Genomic DNA, 17,056 nt, shown 5'->3' on the forward strand with positions numbered 1-17,056 from the left:
GACTTAGTTTAGGCTACCCTTGCTTATGAGGGCTGAGCTCTCCAGACGACTTCCCCCCTGCCTGAGATGAGACCCGGATGCACCCGCGCCCCCTGACGAAGACCCTCGTCGGTCTGACCGCCCTGACCTCGATCCTCACGGGCTGCAGCGCCATCGGCGGCGAATCGGCCGACCTCCAGATCTACTCGGCGCGGCACTACGATCTCGAGGGCGCCTTCGGGCAGTTCACCGACGAGACGGGCATCACCGTCGAATTCATCACCGGCGACGACGCCGAACTCCTCGAGCGCCTCAAGGCCGAGGGCGACGACACCCCGGCGGACGTCTTCATGACGGTCGACGCCGGCAACCTCTGGAACGGTGCACGCCAGGGCGAACTCGCCGCGACCGAGTCCCCGGTCCTCGACGAGGCCGTCCCCGAGGACCTGCGCGACGCCGAGGGCCGCTGGTACGGGCTCGCCCTGCGCGCCCGCACCGTCACGTACAACCCGGACGCCGTGGACCCCGCCGAGTTCGATGCGACCGAGACCTACGCGGGCCTCGCCGACCCGAAGTGGAAGGGCCGCCTGTGCATGCGGGACGCCACCTCCGCCTACACGCAGTCCCTCGTGGCCAGCCTGATCGACCTCCACGGCCGGGAGCGCGCCCTCGAGATCGTCGAGGGCTGGGTGGCCAACGACGTCGACATCCTCAGCAACGACATCCTGCTGCTCGAAGCCATCGACGCCGGGACGTGCGACGTCGGCATCAACAACCACTACTACCTGGCCCGGACCCTCGAGGAGAACCCCGACCTCAACGTGGACCTGTTCTGGGCGAGCCAGGAGGGCGCCGGGACGCACGTGAACATCTCCGGCGCGGGCGTGGTCGAGGGCTCCGACAATCCGGAGGACGCGCAGAAGCTCATCGAGTGGCTCGCCACCGACGGGCAGAACGCCTTCGTCGACGCCAACCACGAGTTCCCCGTCAACCCGACCGTCGAGCCCGAGCCGGTCATCGCCGCGTTCGGCGAGTTCAAGCGCATGCCGCTCAACGCCGAGGCCTACGGGACGCTCAACGCCGACGCCGTCGACCTGCTCGCCGAGGCCGGATACAAGTGACGGACACGGCTGCGCTCGCCGAGCCGCGGCCGCCCCGCCGTCGCTACCGGACATACGGCGTCGGCCGGCCCGCCTGGTCGACGCTGGTCGTGACCGTCGCCGTCGTCGTCGCCACCCCCGTCCTGGCGGTCGTCATCGACGGTCTCGGCAGCCTCGGCAGCACCGCCCCTCCGCGGGACCTCGTCCCCATGATCCTCACCACCATCGCCCTGATGCTGGGCGTCGGCGCGGGGGCGCTGCTCGTGGGCGGCGGCCTGGCGTGGCTCGTGACCGCCTACCGGTTCCCGCTGCGCGACCTGCTGGTCTGGCTGCTCGTCCTGCCCCTGGCCGTGCCGGCCTACGTCCTCGGGTTCATCTTCCTGTCCGTCTTCGACGTCGCCGGGCCCGTGCAGTCCCTCCTGCGGACCGTCTTCGGGACGGACGTGTGGGTGCCCGAGGTCCGCTCGCTGCCCGCTGCGATCCTCGTGATGACGCTGTCCCTCTACCCGTACGTCTACCTGATGGCGCGCTCGGCGCTGATCGAGCAGTCCTCCGGGACGTACGACGCCGCCCGCACCCTGGGCGCCAATCGCGGGCAGGCCCTGCGACGCGTGGTGCTGCCGCTCGCCCGGCCGTCGCTGGCCGCAGGACTGGCCCTGGTGATGATGGAGACGCTCACCGACTTCGCCACCGTGCAGTACTTCAACGTGCAGACCGTCTCGGTGGGCGTCTACCTCGTCTGGAAGGGCACGTTCGACTTCCACGCCGCGACGCAGCTCGCCGTGCTGGTCCTGCTGTTCGCCGTGGCGGTGCTGGCCGCCGAACGGGCGCTGCGCGGCCGGGCACGCTACCACCAGCAGGGCGGACGCCGGCAGGGCTTCCAGCCGGAACGGCTGCGGGGCGCACGCGCCTGGACCGCGACGGCGGTCTGCGTGGCGGCCCTGTCCGCCGGGTTCCTCATCCCCGTGGGACAGCTGCTGATCTGGGCGTTCGGGCAGGTCGTCACCGACGCGTCCTTCCTCGCCGACCCGCGCTTCGCCGAATACCTGGCCAACAGCCTCCTGGTCGCAGCGCTCACCGCCGTCGCGTGCGTCGCCATCTCGCTGGGTGTCGGCCACGCGATCCGGATGGGCGGGGGCCGCCTCGTCTCCTTCGCGGCCCAGCTGACCACGTTCGGGTACGCGGTGCCCGGCGCCGTCATCGGGATCGGGGTCCTGCTGTCCTTCGCCGCCCTCGACACCGCGCTGGAACGCGCCGGGGTCCCCGGGGGCACCGGGCTGATCGTCACCGGCTCCGTGGTCGGCATCCTTTACGCCTACGTGATCCGGTTCCTCGCCCCGGCCTACCAGTCCGTCAGCGCCAGCCTCGAGAAGATCGCCCCGACCGTCACGTCCTCCGCGCTCAGCCTCGGTGCCGGACCGCGCCGGATCCTCGGCCGGGTGCACCTGCCCCTCGCCCGGCCAGGCGTCGCCGTCGCCCTGATGCTCGTGGTGATCGACGCGATCAAGGAACTGCCCATCGTGCTGCTCCTGCGGCCCTTCGGGTTCACCACGGCGTCCGTCTGGGTCTACGAGCTCGCACGCGAGAACTTCTGGGAAAAGGCCTCCCTCCCGGCCCTCGTCATCGTGGCAGCGGCCATCATCCCCGTCTTCGTACTCGTCCGGCAGACCCGACGGCGCGAAGTACACGGGACCACCTCCGGAAAGGAAGGACAGTGACGGCACAGATGCAGAGCGCGCCACCGGCCGGTCCCGGCCCAGCGGGCGCCCCGCCGGCACTCACCCTCGAGGGGGTGACCAAGCGCTACGGCTCCGCCCGCGGCGTGGAGGCACTCGACCTCACCATCCCCGCAGGTGAACTCGTGACCCTGATCGGCCCCTCGGGGTGCGGCAAATCCACGACGCTGCGGCTCGTGGCGGGTCTGGAACGGCCCGACGCCGGGCGGATCACCGTCGCCGGTGACGTCGTCGCGGACAAGAGCCGGTTCGTGAACCCGGAGAACCGCCGCGTGGGGCTCGTCTTCCAGGACCACGCACTCTTCCCGCACCTGACCGTCGCCCGGAACGTGGAGTTCGGGCTCGACCGCGTGCCGCGGAGCGAGCGCCGCAAGCGCGTCGGCGACCTCCTGGACCTCGTCCAGCTGGCCCACCTCGCGGACCGGTACCCGCATGAGCTCTCCGGCGGCGAGCAGCAGCGCGTGGCCCTCGCCCGAGCGCTCGCGCCGCGCCCCGCCGTCGTCCTCCTCGACGAGCCGTTCTCCAGCCTCGACGAGTCGCTGCGCGCACAGGTGCGCCGTGACACCGTCGCGACACTGCGCGAGACCGGCACCACCGGCGTGCTCGTCACGCACGACCAGACGGAGGCGCTGTCCGTGGGGACCCGCGTGGTCGTCATGCACGACGGCGTGATCGAACAGGCCGATGTGCCCGAGAAGGTCTTCGAGAAGCCCGCCACGCGCTTCGTCGCCTCCTTCATGGGCGACGCCGACTTCCTGCCCGCCCACGTGCACCGCGCCCTGCTGACCTGCGAGATCGGCGTCGTGTCGACGGTGCCGGGCTGGGCGGACAGCGATGTGGACGTCGACGTCGTCCTCCGGCCCCACGAGGTGGCCCTGCGCCCTGACCCGGGCGCCACCGCCCACGTCTCGGCCGTGGAGTACCACGGCGCGTTCGTGCTGCACCACGTGACGCTCGCATCGGGGCGGACCCTGCGCTCCTGGCAGCCCCACGACGTGCGCCACCCCGTGGGCACGCCGGTCGTCGTAACCGTGGCGCCCGGCACCTCCCCCACACTCCTCGTCGGCGACCGGGCCGTCACCACGCCGCCCCGCAATGCGCCGAGGCCTCCGGTAGCCCCATGAGCGTCGACCCGGACCTCTCCGAGGCCACGTTCACCGACCTCGTCCGCCACGGCGACCGCCCCGCGATCCTGACCGCCGACGGCGTGCTCTCGTACCGGGAACTCGCGGCGCGGGTCGACGAGGTCGTGAGGCGCCTCGGTTCGGAGCGGCGGCTCATCCTGCTCGCGGCCCGCAACGATCCCGAGACCCTCGTGGCCTACCTCGCGGCGATCACGGCCGGCCACCCGCTGCTGCTGGTCCCGGCGGACAAGCCCGCCGCGGTGGAGTCCCTCGTCACCGCCTACGAGCCCGACGTGGTCATCCGGACCGCCGGCGGCTCCCTCGACGTCGCCGAGCGCTGGCCCGGCACCCGGCACGAGCTCCACCCCGATCTCGCGCTGCTCGTCAGCACCTCCGGGTCCACCGGCTCCCCGAAACTGGTCCGGCTGTCCCGGACGAACCTCGAGGAGAACGCACGGTCCATCGCCGAGTACCTGGGCATCGGCCCCGACGACCGCGCCGCCACCACCCTGCCCTTCTCCTACTGCTACGGCCTGTCCGTGATCAACAGCCACCTGGCCCGCGGGGCGGGTCTCGTGCTCACGGACCTGTCCGTCGTCGACCCCTGCTTCTGGGACGTCTTCCGCGAGCGCGGTGCCACCTCCTTCGCCGCCGTGCCCTACAGCTTCGACCTGCTGGACCGCGTGGGCTTCGCGGACATGGACCTGCCGAGCCTGCGCTACATCACCCAGGCCGGCGGGCGGCTCGCACCGGAGAAGGTCCGCTTCTGGGCGGAGACCGGCCAGCGCCGGGGCTGGGACCTGTTCGTCATGTACGGGGCCACGGAGGCCACCGCCCGGATGGCCTACCTCCCGCCCGACCTCGCGGCGGAGCACCCGGGGACCATCGGCGTGCCGATCCCCGGCGGCTCCCTCCGGATCGACCCCGTCGACGGCCTGCCCCACGGTGAACTGGTCTACTCCGGGCCGAACGTCATGCTCGGTTACGCCGAGACCCCCGAGGACCTCGCCCTCGGCCGCGAGGTGCACGAACTGCGGACCGGCGACCTCGCCCTGCAGCACCCGAACGGCCTCTACGAGGTGGTGGGCCGCCGCAGCCGGTTCGTGAAGATCGCCGGGCTGCGGGTGGACCTCGGGCAGGTGGAGCGGATCCTCGCCGACCTGGGCGCCGTCGCGGCCGTCGCCGGCTCCGACGACGACGGCCTCGTGATCGCCGTCGAGGGGGAGCACGACGGCAGCATGCTCGCGAAGGTCCTCGCCGTCGATCTTGGACTGCCCCGGGCCGCCATCGGCCTGCACCTGGTGGAACGCCTGCCCCGGCTGGGCACCGGCAAGATCGACTACCCCGCCGTCCGCGAGCTCGCGGCCCCGAAGGCCGCCCCCGCGCCGGCCGAGCGTCCCGGCAGGGAAGGCCTCGCCGACGTCCCGCGCATCTTCGCGGAGTGCCTGGACCGCCCGGACGTGAAGGACACGGACACGTTCGTCACGCTCGACGGCGATTCGCTGTCCTACGTGGCGCTCTCGGTCCGGCTGGAGGCGGCGCTCGGTCCGCTGCCCGCCGACTGGCACCTCCTGCCCGTCCGCGAGCTGGCCGGCCGCAGCAAGCCGCGGCGCCGCCGAATCGTGTCCTTCCTGGAGCCGTCGATCGTGCTGCGGGCCGTCGCGACCGTCTGCATCGTCGCTGCCCACGTGGAGCTGTTCACGTTCCACACCGCGCACCTGCTCTTCGTCATCGCCGGCTTCAACTTCGCGCGGTTCCAGCTCACCGGGACGAGGTCCGCGCGGCTGCGGCGCCAGGCCAGGAGCCTGGCGAGGATCGTGGTCCCGTCCGTCGCCTTCATCGCGGTGGCGTACGTCCTCACGGACGACTACAGCGTGGCCAACATCTTCCTGCTCAACGGGATGGTGGGGCCGCAGGAGGTCACCAGCGAGTGGCATTTCTGGTTCGTCGAGATGCTCGTCTACGTGCTCGTCGCCGTCATGGCCCTGCTCGCCCTCCCCTGGCTGGACCGCCTCGAACGCCGCCTGCCGTTCGCCTTCGCCCTCGGGCTCCTGGCGGTCACCCTGCTCAGCCGGTACGACATCGTCGACCCCGGACTGCCCAAGCCCCTGCCCGTGTTCTGGCTCTTCATGCTCGGGTGGGCGGTCGCGCGGGCGGACGACACCCGCCGTCGGCTGCTGGTGTCCGTCCTCGCCGCACTGACCGTGCCGGGCTCGTTCGACGACCCGCTGCGCGAGGCGACCATCGTGGTGGGACTGCTGCTCATCACCTGGGTGCCGGCGCTGCCCGTGCCCTCGGTCCTGCGCCGCGTGACCGGCTGGCTCGCCGCCGCATCGCTGTACATCTACCTGACGCACTGGCTCGTCTACCCGGTGCTGATGCCCTTCGGCCAGGTCGTCGCGGTGGTCGGGTCCCTTCCCATCGGCGTGGGTTACTGGGCCCTGTGTCGGTGGGTGCCGGTCGCCGTGACGCGGTGGCGGACGCATTCCGTCCAGCGGCAGCCGGTGACCGCGGGGGTCTCCAGGGCCTGAGCCGCGTCAGACCCGGCGCCCGCAGGCCCGCGTCAAGCCCTGCGTCCGCCGGCCCGCGTCGATCCGGCCGTCGGCCACAGCAGGTCCAGCGAGTGCAGCGCGTGCCGGCGTGCAATGGCGACGACGGCGGCCGCGCAGATCTCGGCGTCGCTCCCGGCGTCGTGATGCCGGAAAGCGCCGAGGTTCAGGGCCTGCGCGACGTGCGGGAGCTTGTTCACCTCCAGGCCGAGGAGGCGGCGGGCGAGGGCGACCGAACAGTGGAACGGATTCTCCGGCACGGCCAGTCCCGACTCCGCGCACGCACCGCGCAGCACGGAACGGTCGAAGGGCGCATTGTGGGCGACGAACGGGTCATCCCCCGTGAAATCCATGATGCGCCGCAGGCTCTCCGGCCATCCGGGGGCCGTGCGGACGTCGGCAGGACGGATGCCGTGCACGGCGACGTTGATCGAGGAGAACTCGCTGACGGAGCGCGGCGGTTTGATCAGCCAGGACGCGGATTCGACGACGGCGCCGTTCATCACCCTCGCCAGCCCGACGGCACACACCGACCCGCGCTTGCTGTTCGCCGTCTCGAAGTCGATCGCGGTGAAGTTGAGACCGTGCATTGTTCCCCTCAGGAGCTGCCGGCACCCGTTCGGGGGCCCCCGACAGCCTAGCCGTCATCCACGGCGTCGCGCCCGAGGGTCCGCCCGGCGCCGGATGCGGAAATGCTGACGTAATCCTGCTGACAAACGGCGCATCGACGCGACCCGTTGCCGCCCTGCGGCCGATAGGTTCGTGGTGATCGGGGCGGGGCTCAGCCCGCCCCGATCCCACATGCGTGAGTGAAGCGGTAGTCGAATGGGGACCCAGTGAGCACGAGGACAACGCCATGAGTGCTGCCGCCGAACCGTCGGAGAGCGATGTCCGCTACACCGAGCCGGAGGGCCTCGGCCTCCTGCGGCGGCGCGCCCCGGGACAGTCCGTCATGGAGGAACTGCTCGAGGTCCGCGGCCACCGTGACACGCGGGGCCTCGTCGCCCGGGCCTTGGGCGTCCACCTGCTCGACGCCGCCAGCCGCCCCTGGTACTGGGGTGCACTCGGCGAGCGCGCGGTGGGACGCACCCTCGCCGCGCTGGGGCCGGAGTGGACCGTTCTGCACGCCGTCCCGGTCGGTGAGAAGTCGGCCGACATCGACCACGTAGTGATCGGGCCCACGGGCATCTTCACCATCAATACGAAGCGGCACCCGGGCCAGAGGATCTGGACGGCGAAGGGCACCTTCATGGTCGCCGGGACGCGGCACCCCTACATCCGGAATTCGGAGCACGAGGCGGCCCGGGCCGGGAAGCTGCTCTCGGCAGCGGTCCGCCAGGCGGTCACCGCCGAGGCGGCAATCGTCGTCGTCGGCGCGCAGCAGGTCACCGTGAAGGAGAAGCACCGGTCCGTCGCGGTGCTCACCGAGCCCCAGCTCCTACGCTGGCTCACGCGGCGCCCGGTCGTCCACACGCACCAGCAGGTCGCCCTGCTGGCGGCGGCCGCTGCGCAGCCGTCGACCTGGCGGCGCGCACCGTCGGCGCTCAGCGACCCCGTGGAGGTCGCCGGATCCTTCGACACTCTCCACCGGTTGGTGGAACAGGCACGACGACGGCGGATCGGCTGGCTGCTCGCGGTGCCGGCGGCGGTCGTCGCGTCCGCCGTGGGCGCGCTGCCGTTCTGAGCCCTGCCCCTTCCGACCCTCCCTGACCCGAGAGCCTTCTCCTTGCTGCACTTTCCCTCGAACAACACCGCTGCCCACAGACCGGATCCCGTTGACGTGAACCGCCTGCATCAGCTCCTGGGCCACCACGTCTGGGCGTTCACCAGCTTCCGGGTCGATGCGCCCGGTCTGCCGGTCGCCGAGGTGGACTGGCTGTTCTACAACTCGCTCAGGGGCACCTTCGTGCTCAGCGAGTGGAAGCGGTACCCGGCCCTGGTGCTGCAGGTGATGGACGAGGGTAAGCCATGGATCCTGGCGAACGGGGCGGCGGTCCCGAATCCGGTGGAGCAGGTAGGCAGGCAGCTGCAGGCCGTCCGCCGGGTGCTGCGGCAGGACATCTGCAGGAAGTACTTCCCGTCCGTCGACCAGCATTCCCTCAACCTGTACCCGAGTGTCTATTCGCCGCAGATCGACGAGGCGACCCGGCGGGAGCGGTTGCGCTACGGCGCGGTCCACGGCTCCCTGGAGGAGGTGGCCCTCATGGTCGAGCGCAGGGCGGTCACCGCTCCCCTGCTGGTGTCGGGCGTCAGTGCACGGCTGGAGCTGGCGGAGACCCTGACCGACCTCTTTCGCTGCTCCATCGGCTCGGCGGTACGCCGGAAGCTCGACCCTCCTCCGCCCGTGCAGCCGGATCCTGGTGTCCGCATGGCGGCCATCCATCGCGAGCTGGCCGCGCTGCATCTCGAGCTTGCGTCGCTGCTCGATGCTCCAGCTCAAGTAGCGGCTCTGACCCCGATAACGGTTCCCGCGCCAGTAGCGGCTCCAGCGCCAGTACGAGCTTCCGCGCCACCGCGCATCAGTCCCGTCCTACGATCTGACGCCCTACGGCAGTCGCCCGCGAAGGCGCCCACATCCCCTTCGCCGGCGCCGGCGCCGGTCACAAAGCCCTCCAAAACGCCTGCTGCGGGTCACCTAAAACGTCACGTGACGCGCCTCGTCCCGGCATCGAAACCCACCTCGGAGCACCTCCGTGATGCTTTCCTCGCTGCCCTACAGGACGGCCAGTTACGGTCGAGCGGCGTACACATCGGCCTGTTCGGCTCGCTCGTGGGTCAGCACCTGACGGGCGGAGTGAACCTGTCCGATCTCGCCCCCGGTGGATTGAGCAAATGGTGCCATGCGCAGGCCGAAGCGGCAGGAGTCCCGATCGTCAGGGATCCCAAAGATCCCTCCATCGTCAGATCGACCCGGCGGACCAACCAGCAGAAGGAACCCGTATGAACCAGATCGTCCACGACCGGCCCGAGCAGCTCCAGATGATCCTGTCCGGGCTCCTTCAGGGGGAGCAAGCCGTCGCTGTCTACGACTGCATCGGAGTCGGAACAGGCTTCATCGGGCTCACCAACCAGCGCGTCATCCTTCAGGACAAGAGTTTCGTGGGGAACAAGGTGGCGCTGACGTCCCTGCCCTATCGGAACATCCAGGCGGTATCGATGCTGACCAACAAGTCGATGCTCGGGAAGTTCGCGTCCAGCTCGTCGATTGCGGTGTCAGCCGGATCGAGAGCCTTCGAAGCCGACTTCCGGGGGGATGAGAAGGCCAAGCACGCCCACGACGTCATCCTGTGGCACCTCATCAACCGGTGACCAGCTGGACAGAAAGGGAACACCCATCCCGGAGGAATCGGATGGGTGTTCCGCCTACTTCTTGCGGGCCTTCTTGAGCACGTCGGCTGCCTGGCGGTAGATGCGCTGCGCCTCGGGACTTGTGATGACCTGGTAGACCTTCTTGCCATCGACGATCAGTCTCTGAGCCTGAGCCCGCACAGCGGGATCCGTGGCAATGGAGTGGACCTTGACTCCGGCGGCCTTTGCCTTCCCCCCCGCTGCCCTTCACGAAGGCCGCGGCCTTGTCCCCTGCTCCAGCCATGTAGCGCCCCCATAGTGATGATTCGTTCAGTAAGATGAGTACTTCGGGGTATTCAACCACGTAGTCAGAAGACGTTCGAACCACTCGGAACCCCCGCCGCCTACAGCTCCGGCGCCCGCTTCGCCCAGCCCGTCGCCTGCTCGAATGCGTACGCCACCTGCAGCAGCTCGATGTCGCTGCCGTGCGGCATCGTGATCTGCAGCCCCACCGGCAGGCCGTCCGCGCTGAAGCCTGCCGGGACCGACACAGCGGGCAGACCCGTTGCGGAGATCAGGCAGGCAGAGCGCATCCAGTCCAGGTAGGTCTCGAACGCGACGCCGTTCAGCGACGTCGGATACCGCTCGGCGGCGTCGAACGGGAGGACCTGCGCAGCCGGACTCACGAACACGTCGTACGTCCCGAAGTAGCGGCGCACGCTGGTGTCGAGGCGGGTCCGGGCGAGCGCGGCGTCGACCAGATCCTGCGCCGTCAGCTGCTGCCCCTGCTCCACGTTCCAGCGGATCTCCGGCTTGATGACGTCGCCGTGCTTCGCGACGAGGTCGCCGAGGCCGAGCACGAAGTCGAAGGCCCGCGTGGTCCCGAACACCTGGTCGGCGTCGCGCAGGTCCGGCGCTGCTTCCTCGACGATCGCGCCGAGACGCTCGAAGACCCGCAGCTCCCGCTCGAGGACCCGCAGCACCTCGGGGTCCACGGGCACTCCGAGACCGAAGTCCGGCGACCAGCCGATCCGCAGACCGGTCAGGTCCCGCTCCAGCCCGGTGCCGAATGAGCCCCGCACGGGATAGGCGTACGGGACCGCGGGATCGGCCCCAGCGATCACCGTCATACCCAGCGCGATGTCCTCGATGTCCCGCGCCATCAGCCCGTTGCGGCTCAGCCACGCCCAGGCGTTGCGCGTGGGCGCGGACGGGACGACGCCGATCGACGGCCGGTACCCGACGACGTTGCAGAACGACGCCGGGACGCGCAGCGAGCCGCCCATGTCGCTGCCGTCGCCCAGCGGCTGGATGCGGGCCGCGATCGACGCCGCCACTCCCCCGCTGCTGCCGCCGGCGCTGCGGCTCGTGTCGTACGGGTTGACGGTGGTCCCGAACACCTCGTTGAAGGTGTGCGATCCGGCGGCGAACTCCGGCACGTTCGTCTTGCCCGTCGTGACCACACCGGCATTCTTGAGGCGCCCGATGATCAGGTCGTCGAACGTCGGCACGAAGTCCTTGAAGATCATCGAGCCCTGCGTCGTCCGCAGACCCCTCGTGTTGTGCGTGTCCTTGTGCGTCATCGGCAGGCCGTGCAGCGGCGGCAGGTCCGCGCCCGACGCGGCGAGCTCGTCGGCCGCAGTGGCGAGCTCGACGGCGCCCTCCCGGTCCTCCGTGATCACCGCGTTGATCCTGCCGTTGACGGCGTCCATCCGGTCGAAATGCGCCTCGAGCGCCTCCCGCGCGGACACGTCACGACGGCGGATGGCGGCCGTCAGGTCGGCGGCGGACAGTTCGTGCAGCTCACCGCTCACGCGGCCTTCCCCACCTTCGACAGCAGCGCCGTCATGGCTGCCTTCACGCCGGTGGTTAGGGTCGGCTCGATCGCCGGCGCGAAGTACGGCGAGTGGTTGCCCGGCACGGGATCGTCGCCGTCGAGAACTCCCTGCGGGTGCCCACCGAAGAACCAGTAGACGCTCGGCACGCCGATGGCCTCGGCCAGGAGCCCGAAGTCCTCGCTGCCCATCACGGGCGGGGACTCGATGACGGCGTCCTCGCCCAGCACCTCGCCGAGGACGGCCATAAGGTCCTCCGTGGAGGAGGGGTCGTTGTAGCACTGGGGGAAGCTGATCAGTTCCTCGATTACCGGCTCCGGAGCCCCCGACGCCGCTGCCTCGGCGCTGATGATGCGCCGGAGCGAGCCGAGCACGCGCTCCCGCACGTCGACGTCGAACGTGCGCACATTGACGGTGAACTCCGCCGACGCCGGGATGATGTTCTCCTTCAGGCCGCCGTGGAACGTGCCGATCGTGACGACCGCGGACTTCATCGGGTGGACCTCGCGGGACACGATCGTCTGGATCCGGACCACCATGTGCGCGCCGAGCACGATCGGGTCGATCGACTGGTCCGGCTGCGACCCGTGTGCCTGCTGGCCTCGGACGGTGACCTTCCACGCATCGGCCATCGCCATGGCCGTGCCCTTGCTGATGTTGACGGTGCCGGCGAGCCCGGGCCAGACGTGCTGCCCGTAGATGATCGACGGCTGGGGCGCCTTGGCCCACAGACCGTCCTCCACCATCGCCTCCGCGCCCTCACCGGTCTCCTCGCCGGGCTGGAAGATGAACACCACCGTGCCGGACCAGGCGTCGCGGTTCTCCGTCAGCAGCTGCGCGGCGGTGAGGCCCACGGTCATGTGGGTGTCGTGGCCGCAGCCGTGCATCACGGGGACCCCCGTGCCGTCGGCGAGGTGTCCCGCCGTCGTGCTCGCGTAGTCCAGCCCGGTGTCCTCGGCGATGGGCAGGCCGTCGGTATCGGCGCGGTAGCCGACCACGGGTCCGTCGCCGTTGCGCAGGATCCCGACGACGCCGGTCCCGCCGCACATGAACGTCTCGAGCCCGAGGTGGTTCAGCTTCTCGAGGATGAAGGCGGCCGTGTGCGTCTCCTGCATGGACAGCTCGGGGTGGGCGTGGAGGTGCCGGTAGAGCTCGTGCATGGCCGTGGTGTGGGCGTCGGAGAGATCGAAGACGTCGGTGTCGATGGTCATGGTGTCCTTTCGGGCGGACGGTGTCGAAACGTTGTTGACAGGGGAGCCTAGTTGACGAGCGTGGTAGGAGTCGCGGTCGCCGTGCGCGAGCGCAGGAACCAGGCGAGCACCGCGGTGATCAGGACGACGACGCCGGTGGCCGGCTTCGCGAGGGCGGGAACGGCCGGCACCAGGACGAAGAGCACGAGGGCGGCGACGACGACGGCGATCACGGTGACGCGCGGCTGCTTCATGGTGACGATGAGCTGCACCAGGACGCCGCCGATGATGGCGGGGAAGATGTACAGGCGGGCGACGTCCACGATGTCCGTGGGGATGACGCTGACCAGCCAGGTCCCGAGGATGCCGACGAAGGTCAGCATGGACAGCACGTGAACCATGGCCGCTCCGCAGATGGCCATGAGCGCGGCGAACTCGCCCCGTTTGGTGCCTGCCTTCGCGCCGATGGCCGCCTGCGCCACGAGGGCCGACGGGAGAAGCTTGTTGGCGATGTTGCCGATCATGAACGCCTGGTACATCGCGGCGGGACCGAGCACCGGGTAGTAGGTGATGGGCTCCACGAACCAGAGCACGAAGAAGGCGGCCGCGACGGCGAGGTACGCCGTCCAGATCATGCTCGCGGTGATCCCCAAGTCGGTGAACAGCACGAGGTAGAGCGGGGCGGCGAGGGAGAAGAGCAGCGCCGCGCCCATCGTGAGCTGGCCCCAGCGGGAGGTGGTGCGGTCGAACTCGGCGAGGGAGGCGTTCGGCGTGACGGCAGTATCTGCAGCAGACATGGTGGTTCCTTTCGGGTGAGGTACTGCCTAGGCGGCGGGGGCCATGCCGGAGGTGTGGGCGATGTAGGCGGCGATCAGGCCGACGATGATCGAGATGCCGAGGCCCCATTCCCGCAGCCAGGTCGCGGACGTCCTGCTGGCGAGGGACATGCACACCGCCATGGTCACGGCGGAGACGATGACGGACAGGATGTGGACGGGTGTCTTCCCGAGTTCCGCGATGCCGAGGCTCGCGAAGGCGCCGATGAGGGCCGCGGCGGGGACGATCGCCATCAGGGCGGGGTTGACCTTGCGGAGCTTGGTATCGCCCCGGCGCAGGATCGGCGTGAGGATCAGGGTGGCGAGCATCCACCCGGCACCGGACATGCTCATGGCCATGAAGGCGACCACGAACACCGCCTGGGTGTAGTCGGGGCCGCCCAGGGTGGCGCCCATGGTGCCCGCGGCGAGACTGGCCGACGCCGATTCCGTGGCGGCGGACCCGACGAGCCCGATGCGCACCAGCACGGCAGGCGTCCCGAAGAGGGTGAGGAGGGCGATGCTCACCAGCACCACGGCCAGGGACGGGCCGATGGCCGCGATGGCTCCGGCCCTGAAGGAGATCTTGAGCTCCTCCGCCGAGATGTCGGCGGCCGGGCCGGCTTTCTTCGCGGCCTTCATGTAGACGAGGGACTGCACGATGATGGCGCCGAAGACACCGATGGCCAGGACCCAGAGGACGGGCATGTTGGCGATCGCAAGGATGTCCGTGGACAGTCCTTCGGGAGTCAGTGCTGTTTCCATGGGAACTCCAGGGGCGGGGTGGGTGGGGGAAGGGTTGCGCGGGTCAGGACGTGGGGCGGCTGTCGGTGGTGTCGAGGCGGCGGAGGGTCCCCACGAGCGCTTCCACACCCGTGGCGATGTTCTCGGTGCTGCTCCATTCCTCGGGGCAGTGGCTCTTGCCGCCCTTGGAGGGGATGAAGATCATGCCCATGGGCGCGAGGGTGGCCATGTGCACGGCGTCGTGGGTCGCACCGCTCGGGATCGGCATCCAGGGCAGGCCGAGGGCGTCGACGGCGGCTCCGGCGACATCCTGCACGCTGGACGCCGCGTGCACCACGGTGTTGTCGGTGGACCACTCGAACCCGACGTCGACGCCGAGGTCGGCTGCCTTGGCGGCGATCTCGCCGGTCAGGCGTCCCTTGACGCCGGACAGCCAGGTGGGGTCGACGCTGCGGACCTCGCTGTACATCCGGACGAGCGACGGGACGACGTTCGGTGAGCGGGACTCCGATTCGACCCGCGTCGACGTGGCGACACCGTGGGTCGGCGCCCCGCAGCCTTCGGCCCGCACCGCGAGGACGGCCTCGGCGGCGGCGGCCATGGCGTCGCGGCGGTCCTCCATCGACGTCGTGCCCGCGTGGTCGGCGGCTCCCGCGAAGGTGGCGATGAAGCGCTCTATACCGGTGATCGCGGTGACGATGCCGAGGGGCAGGCCGCGCTTCTCGAGGGTGGGGCCCTGCTCGATGTGCAGTTCGACGAACGCGTGCAGGGGTTCCTTCGCCCACGGGACATCCAGGAGCCGGGAGGGGTCGAGGCCGTAGTCGGCGTAGGCCTGCCCGAGGGTGACGCCGCGGTAGTCGCGCCGGTCGAGGTCCTCCGGCGTGAGCTCCTGGGCCGCGGAGCGGCTGCCGAGGCAGCTGAGCCCGAAGACGTTCGATTCCTCGCCGAGGAAATCGACCACCAGCAGGTCCCGCCGCAGTCGGATCCCGGATTCCTGCAGCAGGCGGGCTGCCTCGATGGATCCGAGCACGCCTACGATGCCGTCGAAACGACCGCCGCCGTCGACCGTGTCCGTGTGGGAGCCCGTGACAAGTGCGGGCAGCGAGGCCTCGCTCCCCGCCAGCCGTCCGACGATGTTGCCGGCCGCGTCCACGTGCACCTCGAGCCCGGCCTCACGCATGCGGGCGGCAGTCCATGCGCGGGATGCGCGGTACGGCTCGCTGAAGACCTCGCGGGTCCAGCCGGGCCGGTCGCCGTCATTGAATGCGGAGAGCTCGGCGACACCGGTACCGAGACGGTCGTGGGTCTCGAGGGAGGGCACCTGGAGCATGGAATCAGTCCTTTGCACAAACGTTTGCGGTGGGGTGCAGCGAAGGGGTTGCTGCAAAGTGTGGCCCCAATCACACTACGGACGCATCATTTCGTCAATGTTTCTGTGGGATGAAGCCTGCGATCTACCGTGGTCTGTGCGCAAACCTTTGCGGACGATGGTGCAGGGGAGGCGCATGGGGCTCCCGCGGGCCTAGACTCGATGCGATGAAGGAAGATCCCAGTTCGCAGCCGGCCCGGGCGCGTCCTGTCACCCTGGCGACGATCGCCGGTCATGCACAGGTGCACATCTCGACGGTGTCGCGCGCCTTGAGCGACGACCCCGTGGGGATCGGCTCCGACACGGTGAAGCGTGTCCGTGAGCTCGCGGCAGCACTCGGCTACCGGCGCGACGTCGGTGCGGCGGGGCTGCGGACCGGCAGCTCGCGCCTGATCGGCGTCCTCGTCCCGCGACTCACCGACCTCGTCCTCGCCTCGATCTACGAGAGCATCGACGCGGCAGCGAGCGCGGCAGGGTACGGGACCGTCGTCGCCAACACGCTCGACGATCCGGAGCATCGCCGTGCCCGCCTGGATGCGATGCTCTCGCGGAGGATCGACGGCGTCATCATCGGCGACTCCCACAGCGGCGACACGGCCGCGCATGAACTACGAAGCCGCGGTGTGCCGTATGTGCTCGTGATGCGCACCCTGGAGGGGCACCTGTCGGTGACGACGGACGACTACCGCGGTGGCCGGCTCGCCGCTCAGCACCTCCTGGCCCTGGGGCACCGCCGGGTCGGCGTGATCGCCGGAGACCAGCTGGCGAGCACGGGCCGCGAGCGCACCCTCGGCTTCCGGAGGGAGTTCGAGTCCGCGGGCTATTCCCTGCCGGAGCCCTACGTGGTGGCGTCGGCCTTCAGCACGCCGTCCGGACTGACCGCAGGTGCAGAACTGATGACGCTGCCGGAGCCGCCCACGGCCATCTTCGCCGTGCACGATCTTCTCGCCCTCGGGGCCATGGGCGCCATCCGGGACGCCGGCAAGCGGGTCGGGGCGGACGTGGCGCTCATCGGCTACAACGATCTCGACCTCGCCGGCACCCTGCCGGTCCCGCTGACGTCCGTCCGTTCGGATCTCGCGGCCATGGGGACCCAGAGCGTGGAGGCCCTGCTCCGGACCATGCGGGGTGAGCCCACCCGGAGCGTGCTGCTGCCGCCGGAGCTCGTGGTGCGGGCCACCACTCCCCCGCTGCGCGCGTAACGCGTGCCCGCGGGCTGTTCCTCTCCTTGACCTGGAAGCCACTGCCGCCGTCGTGGCAGCCCGAGCTTGTGAAGAGGTAGGTGGTCAGGAGGCTCCGGCCCAAGGTAAGGGCAAGGTCCTCACCG

At 70.1% G+C, this 17,056-nt stretch carries 15 protein-coding genes; 8 read left to right on the forward strand and 7 right to left on the reverse strand.

Going from position 1 to position 17,056, the window contains the following annotated elements; all coding sequences use genetic code 11:
• Positions 1–77 precede the first annotated feature (77 nt).
• Genes IWX63_RS04285 through IWX63_RS04300 form a run of 4 tightly spaced genes read left to right on the forward strand, consistent with a single transcriptional unit; the run spans position 78 to position 6,470 of the window.
• Positions 78–1,100 carry an extracellular solute-binding protein gene (locus IWX63_RS04285; protein WP_199276874.1) on the forward strand — a complete coding sequence of 341 codons (1,023 nt, stop codon included), beginning with the start codon at positions 78–80 and terminating at the stop codon, positions 1,098–1,100.
• Positions 1,097–2,797: an ABC transporter permease gene (locus tag IWX63_RS04290; protein ID WP_199276875.1), complete on the forward strand. Its 1,701-nt coding sequence runs from the start codon at positions 1,097–1,099 to the stop codon at positions 2,795–2,797. The genes IWX63_RS04285 and IWX63_RS04290 overlap by 4 nt, the downstream gene beginning before the upstream one ends.
• Positions 2,794–3,939, forward strand: coding sequence for an ABC transporter ATP-binding protein (locus IWX63_RS04295; protein ID WP_334685623.1), 1,146 nt, complete (start codon positions 2,794–2,796; stop codon positions 3,937–3,939). The genes IWX63_RS04290 and IWX63_RS04295 overlap by 4 nt, the downstream gene beginning before the upstream one ends.
• Positions 3,936–6,470: an AMP-binding protein gene (locus IWX63_RS04300; protein ID WP_199276876.1), complete on the forward strand. Its 2,535-nt coding sequence runs from the start codon at positions 3,936–3,938 to the stop codon at positions 6,468–6,470. The genes IWX63_RS04295 and IWX63_RS04300 overlap by 4 nt, the downstream gene beginning before the upstream one ends.
• 32 nt (positions 6,471–6,502) lie before the next feature.
• Here IWX63_RS04300 and IWX63_RS04305 read toward each other — a convergent pair whose 3' ends face one another.
• Positions 6,503–7,078, reverse strand: a complete 576-nt coding sequence (locus IWX63_RS04305; protein WP_199276877.1) for a 3'-5' exonuclease — start codon at positions 7,076–7,078, stop codon at positions 6,503–6,505.
• 266 nt (positions 7,079–7,344) lie between these two features.
• On the opposite strand from IWX63_RS04305, the gene IWX63_RS04310 reads away from it, so the two are divergent.
• From IWX63_RS04310 to IWX63_RS04320, 3 genes are all read left to right on the forward strand, one after another.
• Complete coding sequence (locus IWX63_RS04310) at positions 7,345–8,172, forward strand: nuclease-related domain-containing protein (protein ID WP_199276878.1); 828 nt, start codon at positions 7,345–7,347, stop codon at positions 8,170–8,172.
• A 96-nt stretch (positions 8,173–8,268) separates the two neighbouring features.
• Positions 8,269–9,432 carry a hypothetical protein gene (locus IWX63_RS04315; RefSeq protein ID WP_199276879.1) on the forward strand — a complete coding sequence of 388 codons (1,164 nt, stop codon included), beginning with the start codon at positions 8,269–8,271 and terminating at the stop codon, positions 9,430–9,432.
• Entirely contained in the window at positions 9,429–9,797 is a 369-nt protein-coding gene (locus IWX63_RS04320; protein ID WP_199276880.1) for a PH domain-containing protein, read from the forward strand. The genes IWX63_RS04315 and IWX63_RS04320 overlap by 4 nt, the downstream gene beginning before the upstream one ends.
• A 54-nt stretch (positions 9,798–9,851) precedes the next feature.
• On the opposite strand, the gene IWX63_RS16725 is transcribed toward IWX63_RS04320, so the two are convergent.
• The 6 genes from IWX63_RS16725 to IWX63_RS04345 form a co-directional block, all read right to left on the reverse strand.
• Complete coding sequence (locus tag IWX63_RS16725; RefSeq protein WP_334685624.1) at positions 9,852–9,977, reverse strand: hypothetical protein; 126 nt, start codon at positions 9,975–9,977, stop codon at positions 9,852–9,854.
• 203 nt (positions 9,978–10,180) lie between these two features.
• Entirely contained in the window at positions 10,181–11,590 is a 1,410-nt protein-coding gene (locus IWX63_RS04325; protein WP_199276881.1) for an amidase, read from the reverse strand.
• Entirely contained in the window at positions 11,587–12,822 is a 1,236-nt protein-coding gene (locus IWX63_RS04330) for an amidohydrolase (protein ID WP_199276882.1), read from the reverse strand. The genes IWX63_RS04325 and IWX63_RS04330 overlap by 4 nt, the downstream gene beginning before the upstream one ends.
• A 47-nt stretch (positions 12,823–12,869) precedes the next feature.
• Positions 12,870–13,598 carry a hypothetical protein gene (locus IWX63_RS04335; RefSeq protein ID WP_199276883.1) on the reverse strand — a complete coding sequence of 243 codons (729 nt, stop codon included), beginning with the start codon at positions 13,596–13,598 and terminating at the stop codon, positions 12,870–12,872.
• Between the two features lie 27 nt (positions 13,599–13,625).
• Positions 13,626–14,381, reverse strand: coding sequence for a DUF5058 family protein (locus tag IWX63_RS04340; RefSeq protein ID WP_199276884.1), 756 nt, complete (start codon positions 14,379–14,381; stop codon positions 13,626–13,628).
• Positions 14,382–14,424: 43 nt separating this feature from the next.
• Positions 14,425–15,690 carry a M20 family metallo-hydrolase gene (locus tag IWX63_RS04345; RefSeq protein WP_199276885.1) on the reverse strand — a complete coding sequence of 422 codons (1,266 nt, stop codon included), beginning with the start codon at positions 15,688–15,690 and terminating at the stop codon, positions 14,425–14,427.
• Between the two features lie 206 nt (positions 15,691–15,896).
• Here IWX63_RS04345 and IWX63_RS04350 point away from each other — a divergent pair, with 206 nt between their 5' ends.
• A complete protein-coding gene (locus tag IWX63_RS04350) occupies positions 15,897–16,931 on the forward strand; it encodes a LacI family DNA-binding transcriptional regulator (protein WP_199276886.1) in 1,035 nt (344 codons plus the stop codon).
• Positions 16,932–17,056: the final 125 nt, after the last annotated feature.

The organism is Arthrobacter sp. CAN_A2, assembly GCF_015752045.1.
GTDB lineage: Bacteria > Actinomycetota > Actinomycetes > Actinomycetales > Micrococcaceae > Arthrobacter_D.

Bases quoted from the DNA above. Each gene is read 5' to 3' on its own strand.
- IWX63_RS04285 (WP_199276874.1), top strand. From the start codon at position 78: ATGCACCCGCGCCCCCTGACGAAGACCCTCGTCGGTCTGACCGCCCTG.
- IWX63_RS04300 (WP_199276876.1), top strand. From the start codon at position 3,936: ATGAGCGTCGACCCGGACCTCTCCGAGGCCACGTTCACCGACCTCGTC.
- IWX63_RS04305 (WP_199276877.1), bottom strand. From the start codon at position 7,078: ATGCACGGTCTCAACTTCACCGCGATCGACTTCGAGACGGCGAACAGC.
- IWX63_RS04310 (WP_199276878.1), top strand. From the start codon at position 7,345: ATGAGTGCTGCCGCCGAACCGTCGGAGAGCGATGTCCGCTACACCGAG.
- IWX63_RS04320 (WP_199276880.1), top strand. From the start codon at position 9,429: ATGAACCAGATCGTCCACGACCGGCCCGAGCAGCTCCAGATGATCCTG.
- IWX63_RS04330 (WP_199276882.1), bottom strand. From the start codon at position 12,822: ATGACCATCGACACCGACGTCTTCGATCTCTCCGACGCCCACACCACG.
- IWX63_RS04335 (WP_199276883.1), bottom strand. From the start codon at position 13,598: ATGTCTGCTGCAGATACTGCCGTCACGCCGAACGCCTCCCTCGCCGAG.
- IWX63_RS04340 (WP_199276884.1), bottom strand. From the start codon at position 14,381: ATGGAAACAGCACTGACTCCCGAAGGACTGTCCACGGACATCCTTGCG.
- IWX63_RS04345 (WP_199276885.1), bottom strand. From the start codon at position 15,690: ATGCTCCAGGTGCCCTCCCTCGAGACCCACGACCGTCTCGGTACCGGT.
- IWX63_RS04350 (WP_199276886.1), top strand. From the start codon at position 15,897: ATGAAGGAAGATCCCAGTTCGCAGCCGGCCCGGGCGCGTCCTGTCACC.